Genomic DNA, 17,417 nt, shown 5'->3' with positions numbered 1-17,417 from the left:
CCCGTGTCCGGACGGCGAGCCGGTCACCGGGCGGGTGCCGCCTCCGGCCTTTCCGAGCGCGGCTCGCCCGGCTGTTCGGGCGGTGCGCCGAGGGCGGCCGACAGGTCCCGGGCGGCGTGCTCGACGCCGCCGGGCCGCACCAGCGCGAACACGAACCGGTCCGGCCGCAGCACCACCAGGTCGGCGCCGTGCCGCCGCAGCCACCCACCGAGCACGCCGTCGGCGTCCACGACGTCGACCCGGCCCGGCCGGCCGTCCCCGGACGAGTCCGGCAGGCCGGCGAGCGGCGTGCCGGGCGGGTGGACCGCGACGAACCGCACCGGCAGCCGCTGCCACAGCGGTCCGGGCGGGCTGTCCACGCCGGCGCGGCCCAGCACGACGAAGCCGTCGCCGAGCGCCTCGTCGAGCAGGCGCTCGCCGGGCGCACCCGGGACGAGGACGCGCGGCTGGGGGAACATCGTCCCGACCACGCCGTCGCGCCGCCCGCCGGCCATCAGGCCCCGCCGGTACGCCGGGACCGGCTTGAACTCGAAGCGCTCCACGAACCGCCGTACCCGGGGAATCGTCTGGACCGCCCGCAGCGCGGTGTCGCGCAGCCCCGCGGTGATCCGGTTGCGGGCCAGGAAGACGTGTCCCAGCCGGACGCTCGTCCGCGCCATCTCCACCGTGTGCGGGCGCCGCTCGGTCTCGTACGTGTCGAGCACGGCGGGGTCGGCGACGCCGGACAGCACCAGCGACAGTTTCCACGACAGGTTCGCCGCGTCGCGCAGGCCGCTGCACAGGCCCTGGCCCATGAACGGGGGCATCTGGTGCGCCGCGTCGCCGAGCAGGAACACGCGCCCCTCCCGCCACCGCTGCGCGACGAGGTGGTGGAAGGTGTAGACCACCGCCCGGGTGACTGTGAACCGGTCCGGGTCGACGTACGGGGAGACGAGCGCGGCGATGCTCTCCGGCCGCTGCACCTCGTCCTCGGTCTCGCCCGGGCGCAGCATGAACTCCATCCGGTAGCTGCCGGCCGCGCCCGGAGAGACGAACGCCGGGCGCCGCCAGTCGCAGACGAACGTGGTGTCCGGCACCCGTACCGCGCCGGGCGGCACGTCGCCGGAGACCGCGAGCCACGGTTCGGCGTAGCTCGCCCCGGACAGCGGGATCCGGACGGCGGCGCGGGTGGCGCTGCGGGCGCCGTCGCAGCCGAGCACGTACCGGGCGCGGACCGCCCGCCGCTGCCCGGTGGCCACGTCGGACAGCAGCACGGTCACGCCGTCCTCGTCCTGGGTGAGGCCGACCAGCTCGGTGCCGAGCGCGAGCCGGACGTGCGGGAAACGGTCCAGCCCGGCGCGCAGCGTGCGTTCCAGTCGCGGTTGGTCGAAGAAGCGCAGCGGCGCGTGCCCGTACCCGAAGTCCGTCTCGGACAGCCTCATCCGGGCGAAGACCCGGCCCCCGCCGTTGACGTACTCGACCAGCGGCGGCGCGACCATCTCGTCGCGTACCTCGTCGAGCAGGCCGGCCTGCTGGTAGATGCGCAGCGCCTCGTCGTCGCAGGAGAACGCCCGCGGCTGGCCGTGCGGGGCCGCGCTGCGTTCGACGACGAGCGTGGTGACGCCGCGGGCGCCGAGCAGGTTGGCGGTGAGCGCGCCCACCGGCCCGCAGCCGATGACGGCGACCTCGACCTCCTGGACCTCCTGGTGAGCCGGCGGCTGAACTGATCCCATCGTGGCGCCCCTTCGAAAACGTGGTCCCGGACGGCTCTCCGCCGCCCGGCACCGGTCAGGGCACCAGCCCGCTGTGGAAGGGGTGTGGAGACGGCGTGGAGGCGGGCCTCCACACCGGTCAGAAGGAGGCGAACCGGGGCAGCAGCAGAGCCGCTCCCTGGTCGGCGGCGATCTGCGCGCCGAGGTCCCACTCCGCGCGGTCGCGCCGGGCCGCGCCGCGGATCCGGTGCAGCTCCGCGACGAAGACGCGCTCGCCCACCCGGTCCGCCAGCGCCAGCGCCTCCTCGGCCAGCGTCGCCGCGGTGTCCGGACGGCCGCCGGTCAGGTACGCCTCGGCCATCGCGCAGAGCGTGATGGTCCGGGTGGACCGCAGCCCGGGGCGGTAGAACTCCTCGGCGGCGGCGCGCATCGCGTCGAGCCGGCCGGGGTCGCCGCCGCGCGCGGCCGCCCACTCCAGGAAGTACGCGCCGGTCGCCGTCATGTGCGGCAGGCCGGTGGCCCGGCCGATGTCCCGGCACCGTCGCCCCGCCGCGTCGGCCGCGGCGACGTCGTGTTCCTGCATCGCCAGCCAGGCGGCGTAGAGCGCCGCGTTGGCCCGGCCGTACGGGTCGTCGAGTTCCTCGGCGAGGGCCTCGGCGGCGGCGATGTCCGCCCACGCGCCGGCCGGGTCGCCGCGCATCGAGCGCACGAGCGCCCGGAAGTTGTGGCAGGCCAGCACGGGACGCCGCCCGACCTCGCGGCGCAGCAGCGCCCGGTCGACGGTACGCAGCCGGTCGATGCCCGCGGTGAGCCGCCGCTCGCCCTCGGCCTGCCGTCCGGTGAAGTAGCCGATCGCGCCGAGCAGGTACTCACCGGCCACGGCGATCAGCCCGCTGCCGTCGTCTTGCGCCCGGACGAGCCGCCCGGCGAGGTCGGCGCAGATCGCGAACTCGGCCCGGTTGGCGGCGAGTTCGCCGAGCGCCCAGAGCGCGTGGCGGATGTCGGCGTCCGGCCCCACGAGCGTCAGCAGTTCGCGGGCCCGGGCGCAGACCCGGTCCACCGCGTCGCTGCCGACGCCCACAGTCATCTGGAGCAGGGCCGCGCGGTGCAACTGGACGGTCAGCTCGGTGACCGCCGCGGCGGGCGTGGCCCGCGCGGCCGGGGCCAGCCGGAGCGCGGCGCGTTCCAGGTGACCGAGCGCGTCCTCGTAGGCGACCCGGCGGGTGGCGTCGTCGGCGGCGCGCAGCGACCACCGCAGGTGGTCCTCGCCGTGGCCCAGCCCGACCGCCTCGCCGTAGTGGTGGGCCAGCTCCGCCGGGGAGGTGCCGGCCGACTGCTCGTACGCGGCGGCCAGCCGGGCGTGCAGCGCGGCCCGGCGCGGCGGGACCAGCTCGGCGTAGGTGACCTCGGCGATCAGCGGATGGCGGAACGCGAGCGCGCCCGGCCCGGTCTCGACCACCAGCGCGGCCGGGTAGGCCGGGGCGAGGTCATCGGCGACCGCCTCGGGGGTGCTGTCCAGTGCCGCCGCCAGCACCGCCAGGTCCAGGTCGTGTCCGGCCACGCCGAGCAGGTCGAGGCACCGCCGGGTGGGGCCGGGCAGTCCGGCGAGCCGCAGCCGCACCGTGTCCCGGATGCTCGGCGGCAGCTCCGCGCCGGCGCCCGGGCCGGTCCGGGACCGCAGCAGTTCGGTGAGGAAGAACGGGTTCCCCCCGGTCCGGGTGACCAGCCGGGTCACCACCGGCTCCGGTGGCGCCTCGCCGGTGCGGTCCCGGACCAGGTCGGCGACCGCCGAGGCGTCCAGCCCGGCGAGCCGGACCTGACCGAAGCCGCTCCCGCGCGCCAGCTCGGCGACGGTCGCCACCAGAGCCGGGTCGTCGTCGTACGGCCGGAGCGTGGCGACCACCAGCGCCCGGGACGCGGGCAGGGCGGCGGCGAGGAACCGCAGCAACAGCAGCGAGTCCGGGTCGGCGGCGTGCAGGTCGTCCAGGACCACGAGCAGGCCACGTTCCCGGGCCGCCGCGTGCACCAGTTCGGCCACCGCCTCGTACACCTGGAACCGCGCCGTGGGGTCCAGACCGCGACCGTCCGCCGGCCCGGTCGGCGCGCCGGCGGCGAACCCGCCCAGCCGGCCCGCCGAGCCGGTGGCGCCGGTCTGCGGCATCGCCACCAGCGCGCGTACCACCTGGCTCCACAGCCAGAACGGCGGCGCCTGCCCGACGTCCGGGCACCGGCCCCAGACCACCGGGACGCCGGTCGCGGCGGCCCGCGCGCCGAGCGCCGCGGCGAGGCTGGTCTTGCCGATACCGGCCTCCCCCACCAGCGTCAGCACCCGCCCGCCGTGCCCGGTCGCCGCGTCCAGCGTCTCCCGCAGCCGCTCCAGCTCCGCGTCCCGGCCCACGAGCGGTCCGCCGTCACGCTCCGGCGGGGCCGGGCGTCCGGCCGCCGCCGGGCCGGCGACCTCCGCCGGGCTGCTCCGGTCCGGCGGTACGGCCTGCTCCAGGATCAGCCGGTGCACCGCGCGGATCTGCTCACCGGGGTCGAGCCCGTACTCGCCGGCCAGGATCCGGCGCCCCTCGTCGAAGACGGCGAGCGCCTCGGTCTGCCGCCCCGAGCGGTACAGCGCCAGCATCAACTGCGCCCGGGCGCCCTCACGCAGCGGGTTCGCCGACACGAACCGGCGCAGCTCCGGCAGCAGCGTCGCGTGCCGTCCGGCGGCGACGGCGGCGGTCAACCGCCCCTCCTCAGCGCTCAACCGCAGCTCGGCCAGCCGGGCCGCCTCCGGGCGCACCGCGGCCAGCTCGGCCACGCCCGCCAGCGGCTCGCCGCGCCACAACGCCAGCGCCTCGGTGTACGTCCGCTCGGCGGCCGCCGCCTGCCCGGCCGCGAGCGCGTCCGCCGCCCGGTCCACCAGGCCGGCGAACCGGATCGCGTCCACCGCGTCGGAGTCGACCCGCAGCTCGTACCCCCGCGGGTGGCTGCGCAGGACGCGCGCCGGCTCGCGGTGGGACCGTTGCGGCTCCACGGCCCGGCGCAGCCCGGCGACGTACGTGCGCAGCGTGGTCGGCGCGCTGGCCGGCGGTCGCGCGTCCCAGAGCGCGTCGACCAGCCAGTCGGCGGCGACGAACCGGTTCGGCCGCAGCAGGAACAGGGCCAGCAGCGCCTGCTGCTTCGGCCCGCCGAGGGGCACGACCCGCCCGTTCCGGACGACCTCCGGCGGGCCCAGCACACGGAACTGCACAGTCACGTCGACGACGACCCCATCGTGCCGAGTATGGCAGCGCCCGGTCCACTCCGGACACCGACGATCGGTCAGGGCACGGTCAGCGGGCTGCCTGCCCTCCGCACCTCCCCCATGAAGTGCAGGATCTCCTCGTGGTTCGTCGACATCACAGCGGTCATGGCGCCGGTGCGGTAGTAGATGTCGACCCGGACCGGGTCCGGCTCCAGTGAGACCGGCTCGTCGGCGCGCATCCGCGCGAGGACGCCCGGCACGTCGTACGCCAGGGTCACGTCCGGGCGGTGGAAGTACTCGACACCGCCGATCTCGACGACGGGGAGCTCGTCCGGATCGCAGACCGGCTGGGTCAGCAGGTCGTAGCGGTACACCTCGTCGAGGAACGGGCGGACGTCGTCCGCGAGCTGCCGCGAGACCACCTCCTGCCACCACAGCTCCAGCGCCCGCCGCCCGTCCGCCTCGGTGAAGAGGTAGCCGATGGCGGCCGCGTACGCCGGCGCGCCGCCGCCGTGCCCCCGCATCGCGGCCTCCCGCAACGGGATCGCCTCCCGCGCCGAGGTGGTGTCCGCCCAGTCGGCGAGGCTGTTGAGGACCCGGGACTGCTCCCACCCGGCCAGCCGCCGCAGCGGCAGCCAGCAGTGACGCAGGACGGCGTTCTCGGCCATCACCCGGGCCCAGAACAGGAACCGCTGCATCACGGCGTTGTCCTCGAACGTCATGGTGCGGTGGGCGAGCACGTACTCGAAGTCGTCGTTGTCGCCGCGCAGCGCGACGATGCCGTACAGCTCCTTGTTCTCCGCGTACTCGGTGTTCGGCAACAGCATGATCGGGTAGACGGCGATGCGGGACACGTGCTGGGCGAGTTCGTCGTACCCGGCCAGGAACGACTCGACGGTGTCGCCCGGCGCACCCCAGATCAGCTCGGCGTAGCAGTCCAGCCCTTCCCGGTTGAGCCACCGCACCAGGTCACGCCAGTCGTTGACCTTCATGTTCCGCCGGCGCATCAGCGTCAGGGCGTCCGGGTTGAGCGACTGGAGGGCCAGGGTGAAGGAGCTGCGCAGCCCGGCCTCCTTCATCCGCCGCACGATCTCGTAGAACACCTTCGACTTGTTCTTGGCCCACGAGCTCTCGAAGGCCAGCGGGAAGCCGTGCCGCCGTTTGATGTCGATGAGGTCGTCGACGAGTTCCAGATCGATCGGCAGCATGCCGAAGTTGGCGTCGCAGGCGACCACCGTGTGCACGCCGCACCGGGCGAACAGCTCCAGCTCGGCGCGCAGCCGTTCCCGGGAGAACGCGCGTACCCGCTGGCCGACCGCGCCGCCCCAGTAGCAGAACGAGCACTTGTACGGGCAGCCGCGGTTGGTCTCGAACAGCGCGACGTCGTAGCGGAACCGGCCGTCGGCGTCGAGCAGTTCGACGGCTCCGGTGAGGAACGGCGACGGGATGACGTCGAGGTCCTCGATCCGGGGCCGGTCCGGGTTGGTGACCACGCTGCCGTCGGAGCGGTGCCAGGAGATGCCCAGCACCTCGCCGAGGTCGTCCGCGGGCACGCCGGCCAGCCGGGCGCGGAGCAGGTCGAGGAAGGTCAGCTCACCCTCGCCGTTGACCACGACGTCGATCTCCGGGTAGAGCCGGAACACGCGGTCGGCCTGCGCGCTGACGTGGGTGCCGCCGAAGAGCACCCACCCCTGCGGGTTGAGCTGCTTGTAGGTGGCGGCCAGCGCGCCGAAGGCGCGCTGGTTCCAGCCGAAGACGGAGAACCCGATCACGTCGGGCAGGGGGCCGGCGAACAGCCGGGCGGCCATCTCCCCGTGCGTCACCCGCCCCCGGAAGTTGCAGATCTCCACCGACACCCGGGCGTCCAGCTCGGCGTCGCCGGACACCATCGCCTTGAGGTACGCCGAGGCGAGCGGCAGCGACTCCAGCGGCATGTCCCAGACGCCCTGCTGCACCAGGACCACCCGAAGGCGCCGGTCAGCGTCGCCGGCGCTCGTCTGGCTGTGCTCCACCGATCCGCCGCCCTACTTGCGGTAGACGGTGATGTGCCGCTCGTCGGAGTCGCGCAGTGGTCGTCCGTCCCAGTGGCCCCAGCGCGACTCCATGGTGAGCCCGCCGAGGCGGGCCATCAGGTCCATCTCGGACGGCATGACGGTGCGGATGCGCATCGGGAAGAACCGGATGCCGTCGGGCCGCAGGACCGCGAACTGGATCGACGAGCACTGGGAGATCCGCTCGCGCCGGGTGAACGTCATCACGACGTGGTCCTTCTCCACCCGTACGGTCTGGGTGCGCTGGTTGCGGTCGTACCGCGCCGGGTCGGGGATGGACGTCTGGATCACGAACCGCCCGCCCGGCTCCAGAACGTCGGCGACCTTCTGGAAGCAGCGGATCTGCTCCTCCTGGTCGGTGATGAACGGCAGGGTGTCGAAGACCGCGTACGCCAGGGAGAACTTGTACGGCAGCGTGAAGTCGGTGAAGTCCTGCACGTGCACGTGCACCAGCTCGCCGCCGGGTTTGTCGCGCAACTGCGTCAGCATCCCCTCCGACGCGTCGATGCCGTGCACCTCGATGCCCCTGCGGGCCAGCGGGACGGCGACCCGGCCGGTGCCGACGCCGAGTTCGAGGACGGGCCCGCCGCCGGAGTTCTCGGCGAGCCACTCGATCGTCTCCTCGGTGTCGCCCGGGTCACCGGCCCATCCTGTCCCGTCGAAGACGTCGGCGACGGCGTCCCCGTAGGTGAAGATCTCGAAGCCTTCCACCGTGTTCTCCTCCACGCCGGTCATTGGGGTACCGGCGAATCGTGGCGGACGAGTGCGCTCGACGCTGCGCTGTTCTGAGCACGAAGTGAGAGCAACTCGATTGGCGTGACGGTGGCGCCGCCGGCGGTTGCCCCGGTATGCTGCGGAACCTTCGGCGTGTGCTGTCCATTCGCAACCGTCTAATGAGCAGGGCGGCCGCGACACACCCGGTAACCGTGGCGTGGACGACGGCGGATTGCTAGGCTCGGGCCACGCTTTCGATCGGACGACAATCTCCAGGAGACGTGAATGGCTGTCGGTCGCTTGGCGGCGGTAACACTGGATTGTTCCGAAATCGCCCCGCTGGTGGCCTTCTACCGGGAAGCAGCCGGCCTCGAGCCGGTGCACGAGTCGGAGTCGGGCGCGTTCCTCCGCAACGGTGACGGCGTCGCCGTGGCGTTGCAGCGGGTGGAGAACTACCGGCGTCCGGAGTGGCCCGGGCAGACGGTTCCCCAGCAACTGCACCTCGACCTGGCCGTCGACGACATCGAGACGGCCGAGACCGAGTTGCTGCGCCTGGGTGCGACGAAACCCGCCGACCAGCCCGGCGACGCGAAGTGGCGGGTCTTCCTCGACCCCGCCGGTCACCCGTTCTGCGCCTCGGTTTGGGACTGAAAAAGAACCACGGAAGGAATGAGACAAGGTGAGCACCGCGACCGCTTCATTTACGCTCGACTCCTGGGACGAAGACGAGTGGCAGGAGACCCCCGACGGCATGAAATTCTCGCGGGCCTCGGTCACCAAGACGTATTCCGGTGAACTCGAGGGCACCAGCCGCGCGCAGTTCCTGTTCGCCTATGGCAAGGGCGGCGCCGGATACGTCGGTCACGAGGTGATCGAAGTGTCGATCGGCGGTTCCAAGGGCAGTTTCATGCTCCAGCACCAGGCCGTCGGATTGATGAGCGACGAGGAGGGCGGCGCCGAGTGGCACATCGTGCCGGGGACCGGCACCGAGGGGCTCGCCGGCATCCAGGGCACCGCCACCATGCGCAAGCTGGAGGACGGCAGCCACACCTTCACGCTGAACTACGAGCTCCTCGACGAACTCGTCTGACGCCCTGATACCGAGACGGAGGGCCGCTACCGGGAAACCGGGAGCGGCCCTCCGTCTCGGGCGCTCACGGCACGTCCGCCGCCGCCGTGACGGGCCGCGCGGCGTCCAGCAGCATCCTGCTCGCCTCGTGGCGCGGGTTGCCGAACACCTGCTCGACAGTCCCCTCCTCGACGATCCGCCCACCGCTGAGCACGGCGACCCGGTCCGCGTTGCGGGCGATCACACCGAGGTCGTGCGTCACGATGAGCACCGCCAGGCCCAGGGTCCGCCGCAGCGAGTCGAGCAGCGCCAGGACCGAGGCCGCCACCTGGGCGTCGAGGCTCGACGTGATCTCGTCGCAGACGAGCACGTCGGCCCCGGCGGCGAGCGCGCGGGCGATGGCGACGCGTTGCCGCTGCCCGCCGGACAGCTCCCGCGGCAGCCGCGACGCCAGCTCCCCCGGCAGGCCGACGAGCCCCATCAGCCGTCGGGTCTCCGCCGCGGCCGCCTCGGCCGTCATCCCGCCGGCCAGGCGGACCACCCGGCCGATCGCCGCGCCCACCGGCCGCCGCGGGTTCAGCGACCCGCCGGAGTCCTGCGGGATGAGCTGCAAGCGGCGTCGCTGGTGCACCGGCCGGCGCCCGAGCGTCGGCTCCAGGACCTCGCCGGACAGCGTCACCCGGCCCGAGCTGGGGCGCAGCGTTCCGACGACGGCCCGGGCGAGCGTCGTCTTGCCGCAGCCCGACGTGCCCAGCAGGGCCAGCGCCTCGCCGGCGCGCAACCGCAGGGACACGTCGTCCAGGACGACCCGGCCACCCCGCGGCACCGTCAGCCCGGACACGGTCAGGACCTCCGCGCCCCGCTGCGGCGTGGCGGCGCGACGGCGCATCTCCGCCGGCAGGTCCGGCACCGCGGCGAGCAGGTCCCGGGTGTACGCGGCGGCCGGCCGGGTGAGCACCTGCGCGGTCGGTCCCTGCTCCACCACGACGCCGCCCCGCAGCACGATCAGGCGATCGGTCATCCGGGCCGCCGCCGCGAGGTCGTGGGTGACGAGCACGACCGCCAGCCCGCGATCCGCGGAGAGCCGGTCCAACTGGTCGAGCACCTGTTTGCGCACCAGCCCGTCGAGGCCCGTGGTCGGCTCGTCGAGCACCAGGCCGCGCGGGTCGCCGGCCAGCAGCCGGGCCAGCGCCAGGCGTTGCTGCTGACCGCCCGAGAGCTGGTGCGGGTACCGGCGCAGGAAGGCCCGGTCGCCGGGCAGGCCCACCTCGACCAGCCCACGGCTCACGGCCGCGTCGGACCGGTCCGCGGCCAGCTCGCGGATCTGCGCCCGCACCCGCAACGTCGGGCTCAGCGCCGACGGCGGATCCTGCGGGAGGTACGCCAGCACCCGCCGCCGGACCCGCCGCACCTCGGCCCCGGAGGCCGTCAGCACGTCGTGCCCGTCGACCACGACCGTGCCTCCGGCCACCCGTAGTCCGCGCCGTACCGCCCCGACGAGGGCCATCGCCAGCGTCGTCTTGCCCGCCCCGGACTCGCCGACGACGGCGACCCGCTCGCCCTCGGCGACGCGCAACGACAGGTTCTCCAGGACGGCCCGCCCGGCGGCGTCCTCGACCCGCAGCCCACTGATCTCGATCATCGCAGCACCCGCCCGACGATCCGGTCGATGCCGAGGTTCGCGGCGACGGTGAGCACACCGAGCAGGACCGCCGGCACCGCGACGCCCCACGGGGTGAGCTGGATGCCCTCGACGTTCTGGCTGATCATGGCCCCCCAGTTCGGGCCGCTGGAGCCGAAGCCGAGGAACGCCGCCGCCGCCGTCAGCGTGACCGCGATGGCGAGGCGGGTGCCGAAGTCGGCGAGCACCGGCCGGACGATGTTCGGCAGGATCTCCCGGACGATCACCGACAGGTGCGAGTCGCCGCCGGCGTAGGCGGCCACCACGTAACCGTCCTCGACCGCGCGGAGCGTCTCGGCCCGGGTCACCCGGGAGACGAACGGCGTGCCGGTCAGCACCACCACGATGATCATCGTGGTGGCGCTGTACCCCCAGCCGTGCAGCAGCACCAGCAGGATCAGCACCGGCGGCAGGCCCAGCAGCAGGTAGTCCAGCCGGGACACCACGGCGTCGGTGATCCCGGCGAAGTAGCCGCCGAGCAGGCCCAGCACCAGGCCGAGCACGGTTGCCAGGATCGTCGCCACCACCGGCACGGCCACCAGCGGCCGGCCGCCGGCCAGCACCCGGTCCAGCACGTCCCGTCCGGCGCTGTCGGTGCCCAGCGGGCTGCCCGCCGTCGGCGCGCTGTAGGGCAGCCCGACGATCCGCTCCGGCTCGCCGGCGAACAGCGGGCCGAACAACGCGACGCCCAGCACGAGCAGCACCACGGCCGCTGCCGTCCCGGCGAGCAGCCACCGCGCGGCCCTCATCGGGCGGCCACCCGCAGCCGGGGGTCGACCGCGAGGACGAGCAGGTCGGCCACGATGAACGAGACGAGGATGATCGCGGCGAGGAGCAGCCCGACCCCCTCCAGGACGGCGGTGTCGTGGTTGCGGACCGCCGCCACCAGCGTCTGCGACAGGCCCGGGTAGTTGAACACCACCTCGACCACAGTGGTGCCGCCGAACAGCCCGGACAGCAGCCACGCGAACGTCTGCGCGCACGGCGGCGCCGCCGCGGGCAGCAGGTGCCGCGCCACGACCACCCGCTCGGGCAGCCCGGCCAGCCGGGCCGCCTCGACGTGGGGCATCGCGTCCGCGTCGATGACCGTGGCCCGCACGATCCGGCTCGCCCACGCCGCGCCGAACAGCGTCAGCGCGGCCACCGGCAGCACCAGGATCTCCGGCCGGTCCAGCGGTCCACCGCCCAGCGGCGGGAGCGAGATCGCCGGCAGCAGCGGCCACAGGTCGGCGAAGACCAGCACGAGCAGGCCGGCGGTGACGAACTGCGGGATCGACACCGCCACCACCGCGACCGCCGACACCGCCCGGTCCACCCGGCCGCCCGGCCGCAGCCCGGTGAGCAGCCCCAGTCCCATCGCCAGCGGCACCGTCACCGCCGCGGTGAGGCCGACCAGGAGGCCGGTGGCGGCCAGCGGCTCGGCGACGACGTCGACCACCGGCCGGTGCATCGAGGTGCTGGTGCCCAGGTCGAGGCGCAGCGCCGCGGTCCCCCACTCGACGAACCGCACCGGCCAGGGCCGGTCGACGCCGAGTTCGGCCCGGCGCTGCGCGACCTCCTCGATGGTGGCGTCGGGCCCGAGTGACGCCGACGCGGCGTCACCCGGGAGCACCTCCGAGCCGGCGAAGAGCACCACCGCCACCGCGAACAGCGTGGCCACCGTCGCCAGCAGCCGTCGGGCCAGGAACCCGAGCGCGGTCACGCCGGCCCGGTCGCCCGGTCGAACAGCTGGATCGACTGCATCGTGCGGACCCCGCTGATCCCCTTACGGGCGGCGTCGAGCTGCTCCTGGAAGCCCCACAGCAGGTCGCCGCCCTCCTTGTAGAACTCCTCCTGCAACGCCTTGAACGCCTCCGCGCGGGCGTTGTCGTCGACTGTCGCCTGGGCCTTCGCCAGCCGCTCCTGGTAGGCGGCCGACGTGCCGGTGACGTTGAACGGCGCCTTGCCGTGGGTGACCGCCGACAGGTGCACGGCGGCCGGCCGGTTCACGTAGTAGAACGCCTGGAACGGGTGCGTGGCCAGCGTGGTGAGGTCGGCGTAGTAGGCGTCGGGCGAGATCTCCTGGAGCGTCAGCTCGACGCCCGCCTCCTTGAGCTGCTGGGCCAGCAGCCGGCTGGCGTTGAGCATGCCGGGGACGAGCTCGCCGGTCCGCAGCGTCAGCTTGGTGATCCCGGCCTCGGCGAACAGCCGCTTCGCCTGCTCCAGGTCGCGGGCGCGGGCCGGCAGGTCGGCGTATCCGGGCAGGCTCTTGCCGACCACGTCGTCGGCGGTCGAGCCGAGCCCGAGCAGCGCGTTGTCGACCAGCGCCTGCCGGTCCACCGCCAGCCGGACCGCCTGACGGACCCGGGCGTCGTCGAACGGCGCGAGCTTCTGGTTCATCGCGAACGACAGCGCGTTGGCGTTCGCCGGGCCGCCCCGGACGACCGTGAGTTCGCTGTTCGCCGCCTCGGTCTTCGCGCCGGTGGAGCTGATGCTGACGGCGTAGTCGACCTGCCCCGCCTTCAGCGCCGACAGCCGGGCGCCGGCGTCGAGGATGCCGACCACCTGGAGTTCGGCGACGCTCGGCTTGCCGCCCCAGTACTGCTCGTTGGCGACCAGCCGGGTCGTGGTGCCGTTGCGCTCGGCCAGCCGGTACGGGCCCGACCCGATCGGCTTGCTGAACTCGGTCATGCCGGCCGGGAAGACCGGCGAGAAGACGACGAGGACGGCTTCCTTGAAGTCGCCGCGCGGGGTCAGCAGCGGCACGGTGACCGTGCGGTCGTCGACGGCCGTCACCTTGGCGAGGTCGACGTTGGCGTAGACGGAGGCCCGGTTGCTGGGCTTGGCGCCGAGCGTACGGATGCTGTGCACCACGTCGGCGGCGGTGACCGGCTTGCCGTCGTGGAACGTCACCCCGGAACGCAGGTTGATCGTCCACACGCTGCCGTCGGCGTTGGGCTGAACCGACTCGGCGAGCTGGTACTTGTACTCGCCGTTGTCGAGCACCATCAGCGAGTCGTACACGTGCCGCATGACGATGAGCGTCGCGCCGATGCTGGTCAGCAGCGGGTTGCCGGCCTCGGCGTCGGTGACCGCGTTCGGCGCGCCCACCTTCAGCACCGCCAGCGACCCCCCGCCGGCCGCCGCCGGCGACGGCTCCTCGTCGTCGCCGCAGGCCGACAGCAGCGGCACGCCGGCCACCGCGGCGCCCGCGACGAGGCCCATCCGGAGCAGCGCGCGGCGATTGAACGGCGAGTCGTACGGGGTGGGCGACATGGTTCCTCCACAAAAAGTCGTGCCGGTGAAATCGGATCGCAAGACGTCTGCGGATCTGACGGTCGCCGATCATCGGCACGGGTGTCTGCTCAATAGGGCGCGGTGTCAGGTGGCCGTCGGGGCGGACATCAGCGCCATCAGTTCCGGGGTGTACAGCTCCCGCAGCGAGACGATCCCGGCCACCGCGTCGAAGTAGCGGGTGGTCAGCTCGGGGCTGCTGCCGACGGCGCGCAGCAGCGCGCGGCGCTTGTCCCGCGCCTCGGCCTGGGCCACCAGCAGGGTCGCCTGGTAGTTCTCCATCAGCCGCTGCTCGCGTTCCCGGTCGTAGTCGGCCAGCGCGGCGTCGAGCCGTGTCCGGTCGGCCAGGTGCCCGCCCACCGTCTCGGCGAGCAGGTCGGCCTGCATGAACGCGTCGGAGATGCCGCGCGCGGTCAGTGAGTCCTTGTGGTGGCCGGCGTCGCCGGCGAGCGCCCAGCCGGGGCCGTGCGCGCGGCGGAAGAAGTTCTGCTGGTCGCCGGTGCCGTGGACGGCCCCGATCTGCCGGCCGCGCTCCATCTGCTCGTACAGCCGCGGCGCGTTGGTCCGCACGTTGTCCAGGTAGGCCGCCTGCGCGTCGTGCCGGACCTCGTCGAAGCGCTGCTGCGGGTAGTAGGCGGCGATGAGCACGGCGCCGTCGTTCGTCGGCACCGCCGACACCCAGCCGGTGTCGCCCTCGTACATCTCGAAGTGCGTCTTCGGCCCGTCCCAGAACGCGTAGTACGCGCAGGTCAGCGGCGGGTGGGCGGTCGTCGTCGGCGCGTTCACGAGCCCGGCGACCGTGGAGCGCATCCCGTCGGCGCCGACGACCAGCGCGGCCCGCTCGTCGCCGCGGTCGGTGCGCACCCCGACGACCCGGTCGTCCTCCCACAGCAGGCCGGTGACCCGGCAGTCGTCGCGGAACTCGGCGCCCGCGTCGACCGCGGCGCCGGCCAGCAGCGGGTCCAGGATCGAGCGGCGGGGCGCGTACGCCGCGCGGATGCCGTCGATGCCGCTGCAGCAGCCCTCGACGCGTACGTCACCCAGCTCGTAGACGACGTGGTCCAGCGGCGGGCAGCCGGTGGCCCGCAGCGCGTCCAGCAGGCCCCAGCGGGCCAGCCGCGCGACGCCCGGCTGCTGGATGTAGAGCGTGGAGAGCTTGTCGGCCGGGAAGCCGCTGCGGTCCAGCAGCAGCACCCGGTGGCCCTGGCGGGCCAGGAGCATGGCGGTCGGCGCGCCCGCGCAGCGGGCCCCGACGACGACGACGTCGTACATGATCGTTCAACCTCCATCGGCGGTACGGGCGAGGACCACGGCCGTGTTGACGCCCCCGAAGCCGAAGCCGGTGGACAGCGCGTACCGCAGCCGGGCGGGCTCGGGCCCGGGGCCGGCGAACCGGATCCGGGCGTCGATCGGTCGGGCCAGGTTCGGGTTGGGGTGCACGAAGCCGCCGGTGAGCTGCGCGACTGTGGCGACGGCCTCGACCACCCCGGCCGACCCGAGGCAGTGACCGGTCAGCGCCTTGGTGGCGTTCACCCACGGCCGGCCGGCGGCGGCGCCGAGCACGTCGTGCAGCGACGCGAGTTCCGTCTCGTCGCCCAGCCGGGAACCGGTGGCGTGGGCGTTGACGTAGTCCACCTCGTGCGGGGCCAGTCCCGCGGCGGCCAGGGCGGCCCGGATCACGCGGGCCTGCCCGGCCGCGTCGGGGTCGGCGAGCCGGTTGGCGTCCAGGCCGAGCGCGTACCCGGGCACCGTCGCCAGGATCTCCGCACCGCGCCGGGCCGCGGCGGCGGGGCGTTCCAGCACCAGCGCCGCGGCGGCCTCGCCGGGCACGAAACCGCGCCGGTCCTGGTCGAACGGCCGGCAGGCGGCGGCCGGGTCGCCGCCCGGCTCGGCGAGCGCGCCGAGCACGGCGAAGCCCCGGTGATGCATCGGTGTCAGCTCGGTGACCGCGCCGACCAGGACGCAGCAGTCCACCGCGCCGGCGGCGACCAGCCGGGCGGCGTGCACGATGCCGACGTTGCCGCTGGCCGACGCCCCGCCGACGGTGAACCCCTCGCCGGTCGCGGACAGCACCTCGCTGAGCGTGCCGACGTGGTCGGTGTCCTGGACGTGCAGGGCGAACCGCGCAGGCAGGTACGCCGGCCGTTCCTGCCAGGTCCGGTACAGCTCGTGCGTGTAGCGCGCGGTCAGGTTGTGCCCGGCCACCACGATGCCGACCCGGTCGCCGGGGATCCGGGCGCCGGGCAGGCCGGCCCCGGTCCACGCCTGCAGCGCCGCCGCGACGGCGGCCCGCACCGGCCGCGGCGCCCGGGCCGCGGCCCGGACCGCCCGGCGGCGCAGCGGTTCGGGCGCGCCGGCCACCGCGTCCTCGAAGGACCACCCGGTGATCGGCGCGGCCAGGCCGTCAGCGGTGCCGACGACACCGCTGCGGCCCGCCCGCAGCGCCGTGGTGAACGACGGGACGTCCGCCCCGATCGCGCAGACGATCCCGGTGCCGGTCACCGCGACCGTGCTCACATGTGTGTCCGCAGCAGCTCGACGATCCGGTCGAGGTCGTTGACGTCGCGGAACTCGGAGATCGGCACCACGATGCCGAGCCGCTCCATGGCCAGCGTCACGACCTCGGCCCGGTCGATGCTCGTGCAGCCGAGGTCGCTCAGCGTGCGCCCGGCGGTGACACTCGCCGGGTCGACGTCCGGGACGACCTCGACGAGGCTCGCCTTCACGACCTCGAAGACGGTCATGCCGGTGACACCCGCGCCCCGGAGCGGTCCCGCCGGGTGAACCGGTGACCCCGCGTGGTCTCGGTCGCCATCCGGTTGTGCGGGTTGCCGTTGTGTCCCGCGACGAGCACCGAGCCCCAGCGGTCAAGCGACACGGCGCCGCCGTACTCCTCGATGACGTCGGTGTCCGGGTAGACGTCCACCGACACCGGCACGTACCGGCCGGCGAAGCCGAGCCGCATCTCCTCGGTCCGCCCGGCGTGCGGCAGCGACGCGTGCATCAGCGTGGACCAGAACATGATCGCCTCGCCGGGCCGCATCACCATCGACACCGCCTTGGACTCGTCGGGCTTCCAGTCCGGGTCGATCTGCAGCTCGCGGTAGTCGTAGCCGAAGAAGCCACGGCGTACGCCGTCCTTGTCGGTGCTGTTGATGGAGGACGGGTCGTAGTGCATGCGCTTGGTCTCGTCGTAGAACATCGTCCGGTGGGTGCCCGGGATGAACTGGAGGCACCCGGTCTCCTCGTTGGCCTCGGTGAAGGCCGTCCAGACGGTGATCGTGCCGCCGAAGTCCTTCGCGTCGCCGGGCCAGAGGATCTGCGGCTTGCCGGAGGCGTTGGCGAACGTGTCGGCCTGGTGCCAGTCGGTGCCCTCGTCGCCGGGGTACTTGGGGAAGAACTCCGACCGCCAGCACTGCACGTCCGGGCCGAGCACGCTGACGACGCGGTCGACGATGCGCGGGTGGCAGATGTGGTCGGCCAGGAACTCGTTGTCCAGGTGCCGGTCGTAGTTGGAGATGTTGGTGTTGCCGGAGAGCGCGGCCTCGTCCTGGTAGACCGCGTGCGAGCGGTCCAGCAGGCGCAGCCGTTCCCGCCGCCACCGCCGCTGCATCTCCTCGACCTCGTACACCGGGAACGGGCCGAAGTACCCGTTGCGGTGGAAGCCGGCCAGCTCCTCGTCGGTGAGCGTGTAGTCGTCCTCCAT

General features: G+C 73.8%; 14 protein-coding genes. 2 read left to right on the top strand and 12 right to left on the bottom strand.

What is annotated here, in order from left to right:
* Positions 1-23: 23 nt before the first annotated feature.
* From ACN27C_RS20985 to ACN27C_RS20970, 4 genes are all read right to left on the bottom strand, one after another.
* Positions 24-1,712: a bifunctional 3-(3-hydroxy-phenyl)propionate/3-hydroxycinnamic acid hydroxylase gene (locus ACN27C_RS20985; RefSeq protein ID WP_422747554.1), complete on the bottom strand. Its 1,689-nt coding sequence runs from the start codon at positions 1,710-1,712 to the stop codon at positions 24-26.
* Positions 1,713-1,830: 118 nt separating this feature from the next.
* Complete coding sequence (locus tag ACN27C_RS20980) at positions 1,831-4,935, bottom strand: BTAD domain-containing putative transcriptional regulator (RefSeq protein ID WP_422747552.1); 3,105 nt, start codon at positions 4,933-4,935, stop codon at positions 1,831-1,833.
* A 65-nt stretch (positions 4,936-5,000) separates the two neighbouring features.
* Positions 5,001-6,935, bottom strand: a complete 1,935-nt coding sequence (locus ACN27C_RS20975) for a KedN5 family methylcobalamin-dependent radical SAM C-methyltransferase (RefSeq protein ID WP_422747550.1) — start codon at positions 6,933-6,935, stop codon at positions 5,001-5,003.
* 12 nt (positions 6,936-6,947) lie between these two features.
* Positions 6,948-7,685: a class I SAM-dependent DNA methyltransferase gene (locus tag ACN27C_RS20970; RefSeq protein WP_120573732.1), complete on the bottom strand. Its 738-nt coding sequence runs from the start codon at positions 7,683-7,685 to the stop codon at positions 6,948-6,950.
* Positions 7,686-7,973: 288 nt separating this feature from the next.
* Between ACN27C_RS20970 and ACN27C_RS20965 the strand changes: the two genes are divergently transcribed.
* Positions 7,974-8,339, top strand: coding sequence for a VOC family protein (locus tag ACN27C_RS20965; RefSeq protein ID WP_114920719.1), 366 nt, complete (start codon positions 7,974-7,976; stop codon positions 8,337-8,339).
* Between the two features lie 28 nt (positions 8,340-8,367).
* The gene (locus ACN27C_RS20960) at positions 8,368-8,778 is read left to right on the top strand and encodes a DUF3224 domain-containing protein (protein WP_013287019.1); all 411 of its coding nucleotides are present in this window, start codon (positions 8,368-8,370) and stop codon (positions 8,776-8,778) included.
* 64 nt (positions 8,779-8,842) lie between these two features.
* Here the strand turns inward: ACN27C_RS20960 and ACN27C_RS20955 are convergent, their stop codons facing one another.
* The 8 genes from ACN27C_RS20955 to ACN27C_RS20920 all read right to left on the bottom strand — a co-directional run bounded on the left by ACN27C_RS20955 (position 8,843) and on the right by ACN27C_RS20920 (position 17,417).
* Positions 8,843-10,399, bottom strand: a complete 1,557-nt coding sequence (locus ACN27C_RS20955) for an ABC transporter ATP-binding protein (RefSeq protein WP_422747547.1) — start codon at positions 10,397-10,399, stop codon at positions 8,843-8,845.
* A complete protein-coding gene (locus ACN27C_RS20950) occupies positions 10,396-11,187 on the bottom strand; it encodes an ABC transporter permease (RefSeq protein ID WP_120569416.1) in 792 nt (263 codons plus the stop codon). The genes ACN27C_RS20955 and ACN27C_RS20950 overlap by 4 nt, the downstream gene beginning before the upstream one ends.
* Complete coding sequence (locus ACN27C_RS20945) at positions 11,184-12,140, bottom strand: ABC transporter permease (RefSeq protein ID WP_121684474.1); 957 nt, start codon at positions 12,138-12,140, stop codon at positions 11,184-11,186. The genes ACN27C_RS20950 and ACN27C_RS20945 overlap by 4 nt, the downstream gene beginning before the upstream one ends.
* On the bottom strand, positions 12,137-13,693 hold the full coding sequence (locus tag ACN27C_RS20940) for an ABC transporter substrate-binding protein (protein ID WP_120569414.1): 1,557 nt from the start codon (positions 13,691-13,693) through the stop codon (positions 12,137-12,139). The genes ACN27C_RS20945 and ACN27C_RS20940 overlap by 4 nt, the downstream gene beginning before the upstream one ends.
* A gap of 105 nt (positions 13,694-13,798) precedes the next feature.
* Positions 13,799-14,983: an NAD(P)/FAD-dependent oxidoreductase gene (locus ACN27C_RS20935; protein ID WP_120569413.1), complete on the bottom strand. Its 1,185-nt coding sequence runs from the start codon at positions 14,981-14,983 to the stop codon at positions 13,799-13,801.
* Between the two features lie 6 nt (positions 14,984-14,989).
* Positions 14,990-16,228: a beta-ketoacyl synthase N-terminal-like domain-containing protein gene (locus ACN27C_RS20930; RefSeq protein ID WP_422747542.1), complete on the bottom strand. Its 1,239-nt coding sequence runs from the start codon at positions 16,226-16,228 to the stop codon at positions 14,990-14,992.
* Complete coding sequence (locus ACN27C_RS20925; protein WP_013287026.1) at positions 16,225-16,455, bottom strand: phosphopantetheine-binding protein; 231 nt, start codon at positions 16,453-16,455, stop codon at positions 16,225-16,227. Before ACN27C_RS20925 ends, ACN27C_RS20930 begins: the two co-directional genes overlap by 4 nt.
* The gene (locus ACN27C_RS20920; protein ID WP_120569411.1) at positions 16,452-17,417 is read right to left on the bottom strand and encodes a chlorinating enzyme; all 966 of its coding nucleotides are present in this window, start codon (positions 17,415-17,417) and stop codon (positions 16,452-16,454) included. Before ACN27C_RS20920 ends, ACN27C_RS20925 begins: the two co-directional genes overlap by 4 nt.

It is taken from the genome of Micromonospora sp. WMMD1219, from assembly GCF_049315215.1.
Lineage (GTDB): Bacteria > Actinomycetota > Actinomycetes > Mycobacteriales > Micromonosporaceae > Micromonospora > Micromonospora tulbaghiae.
The sequence above is the reverse complement of the archived record's forward strand: the minus strand, read 5'-3'. Positions and strand labels throughout refer to the sequence as shown.

Bases quoted from the DNA above. Each gene is read 5' to 3' on its own strand.
- ACN27C_RS20955 (WP_422747547.1), bottom strand. From the start codon at position 10,399: ATGATCGAGATCAGTGGGCTGCGGGTCGAGGACGCCGCCGGGCGGGCC.
- ACN27C_RS20950 (WP_120569416.1), bottom strand. From the start codon at position 11,187: ATGAGGGCCGCGCGGTGGCTGCTCGCCGGGACGGCAGCGGCCGTGGTG.
- ACN27C_RS20965 (WP_114920719.1), top strand. From the start codon at position 7,974: ATGGCTGTCGGTCGCTTGGCGGCGGTAACACTGGATTGTTCCGAAATC.
- ACN27C_RS20920 (WP_120569411.1), bottom strand. From the start codon at position 17,417: ATGGAGGACGACTACACGCTCACCGACGAGGAGCTGGCCGGCTTCCAC.
- ACN27C_RS20985 (WP_422747554.1), bottom strand. From the start codon at position 1,712: ATGGGATCAGTTCAGCCGCCGGCTCACCAGGAGGTCCAGGAGGTCGAG.
- ACN27C_RS20940 (WP_120569414.1), bottom strand. From the start codon at position 13,693: ATGTCGCCCACCCCGTACGACTCGCCGTTCAATCGCCGCGCGCTGCTC.
- ACN27C_RS20935 (WP_120569413.1), bottom strand. From the start codon at position 14,983: ATGTACGACGTCGTCGTCGTCGGGGCCCGCTGCGCGGGCGCGCCGACC.
- ACN27C_RS20925 (WP_013287026.1), bottom strand. From the start codon at position 16,455: ATGACCGTCTTCGAGGTCGTGAAGGCGAGCCTCGTCGAGGTCGTCCCG.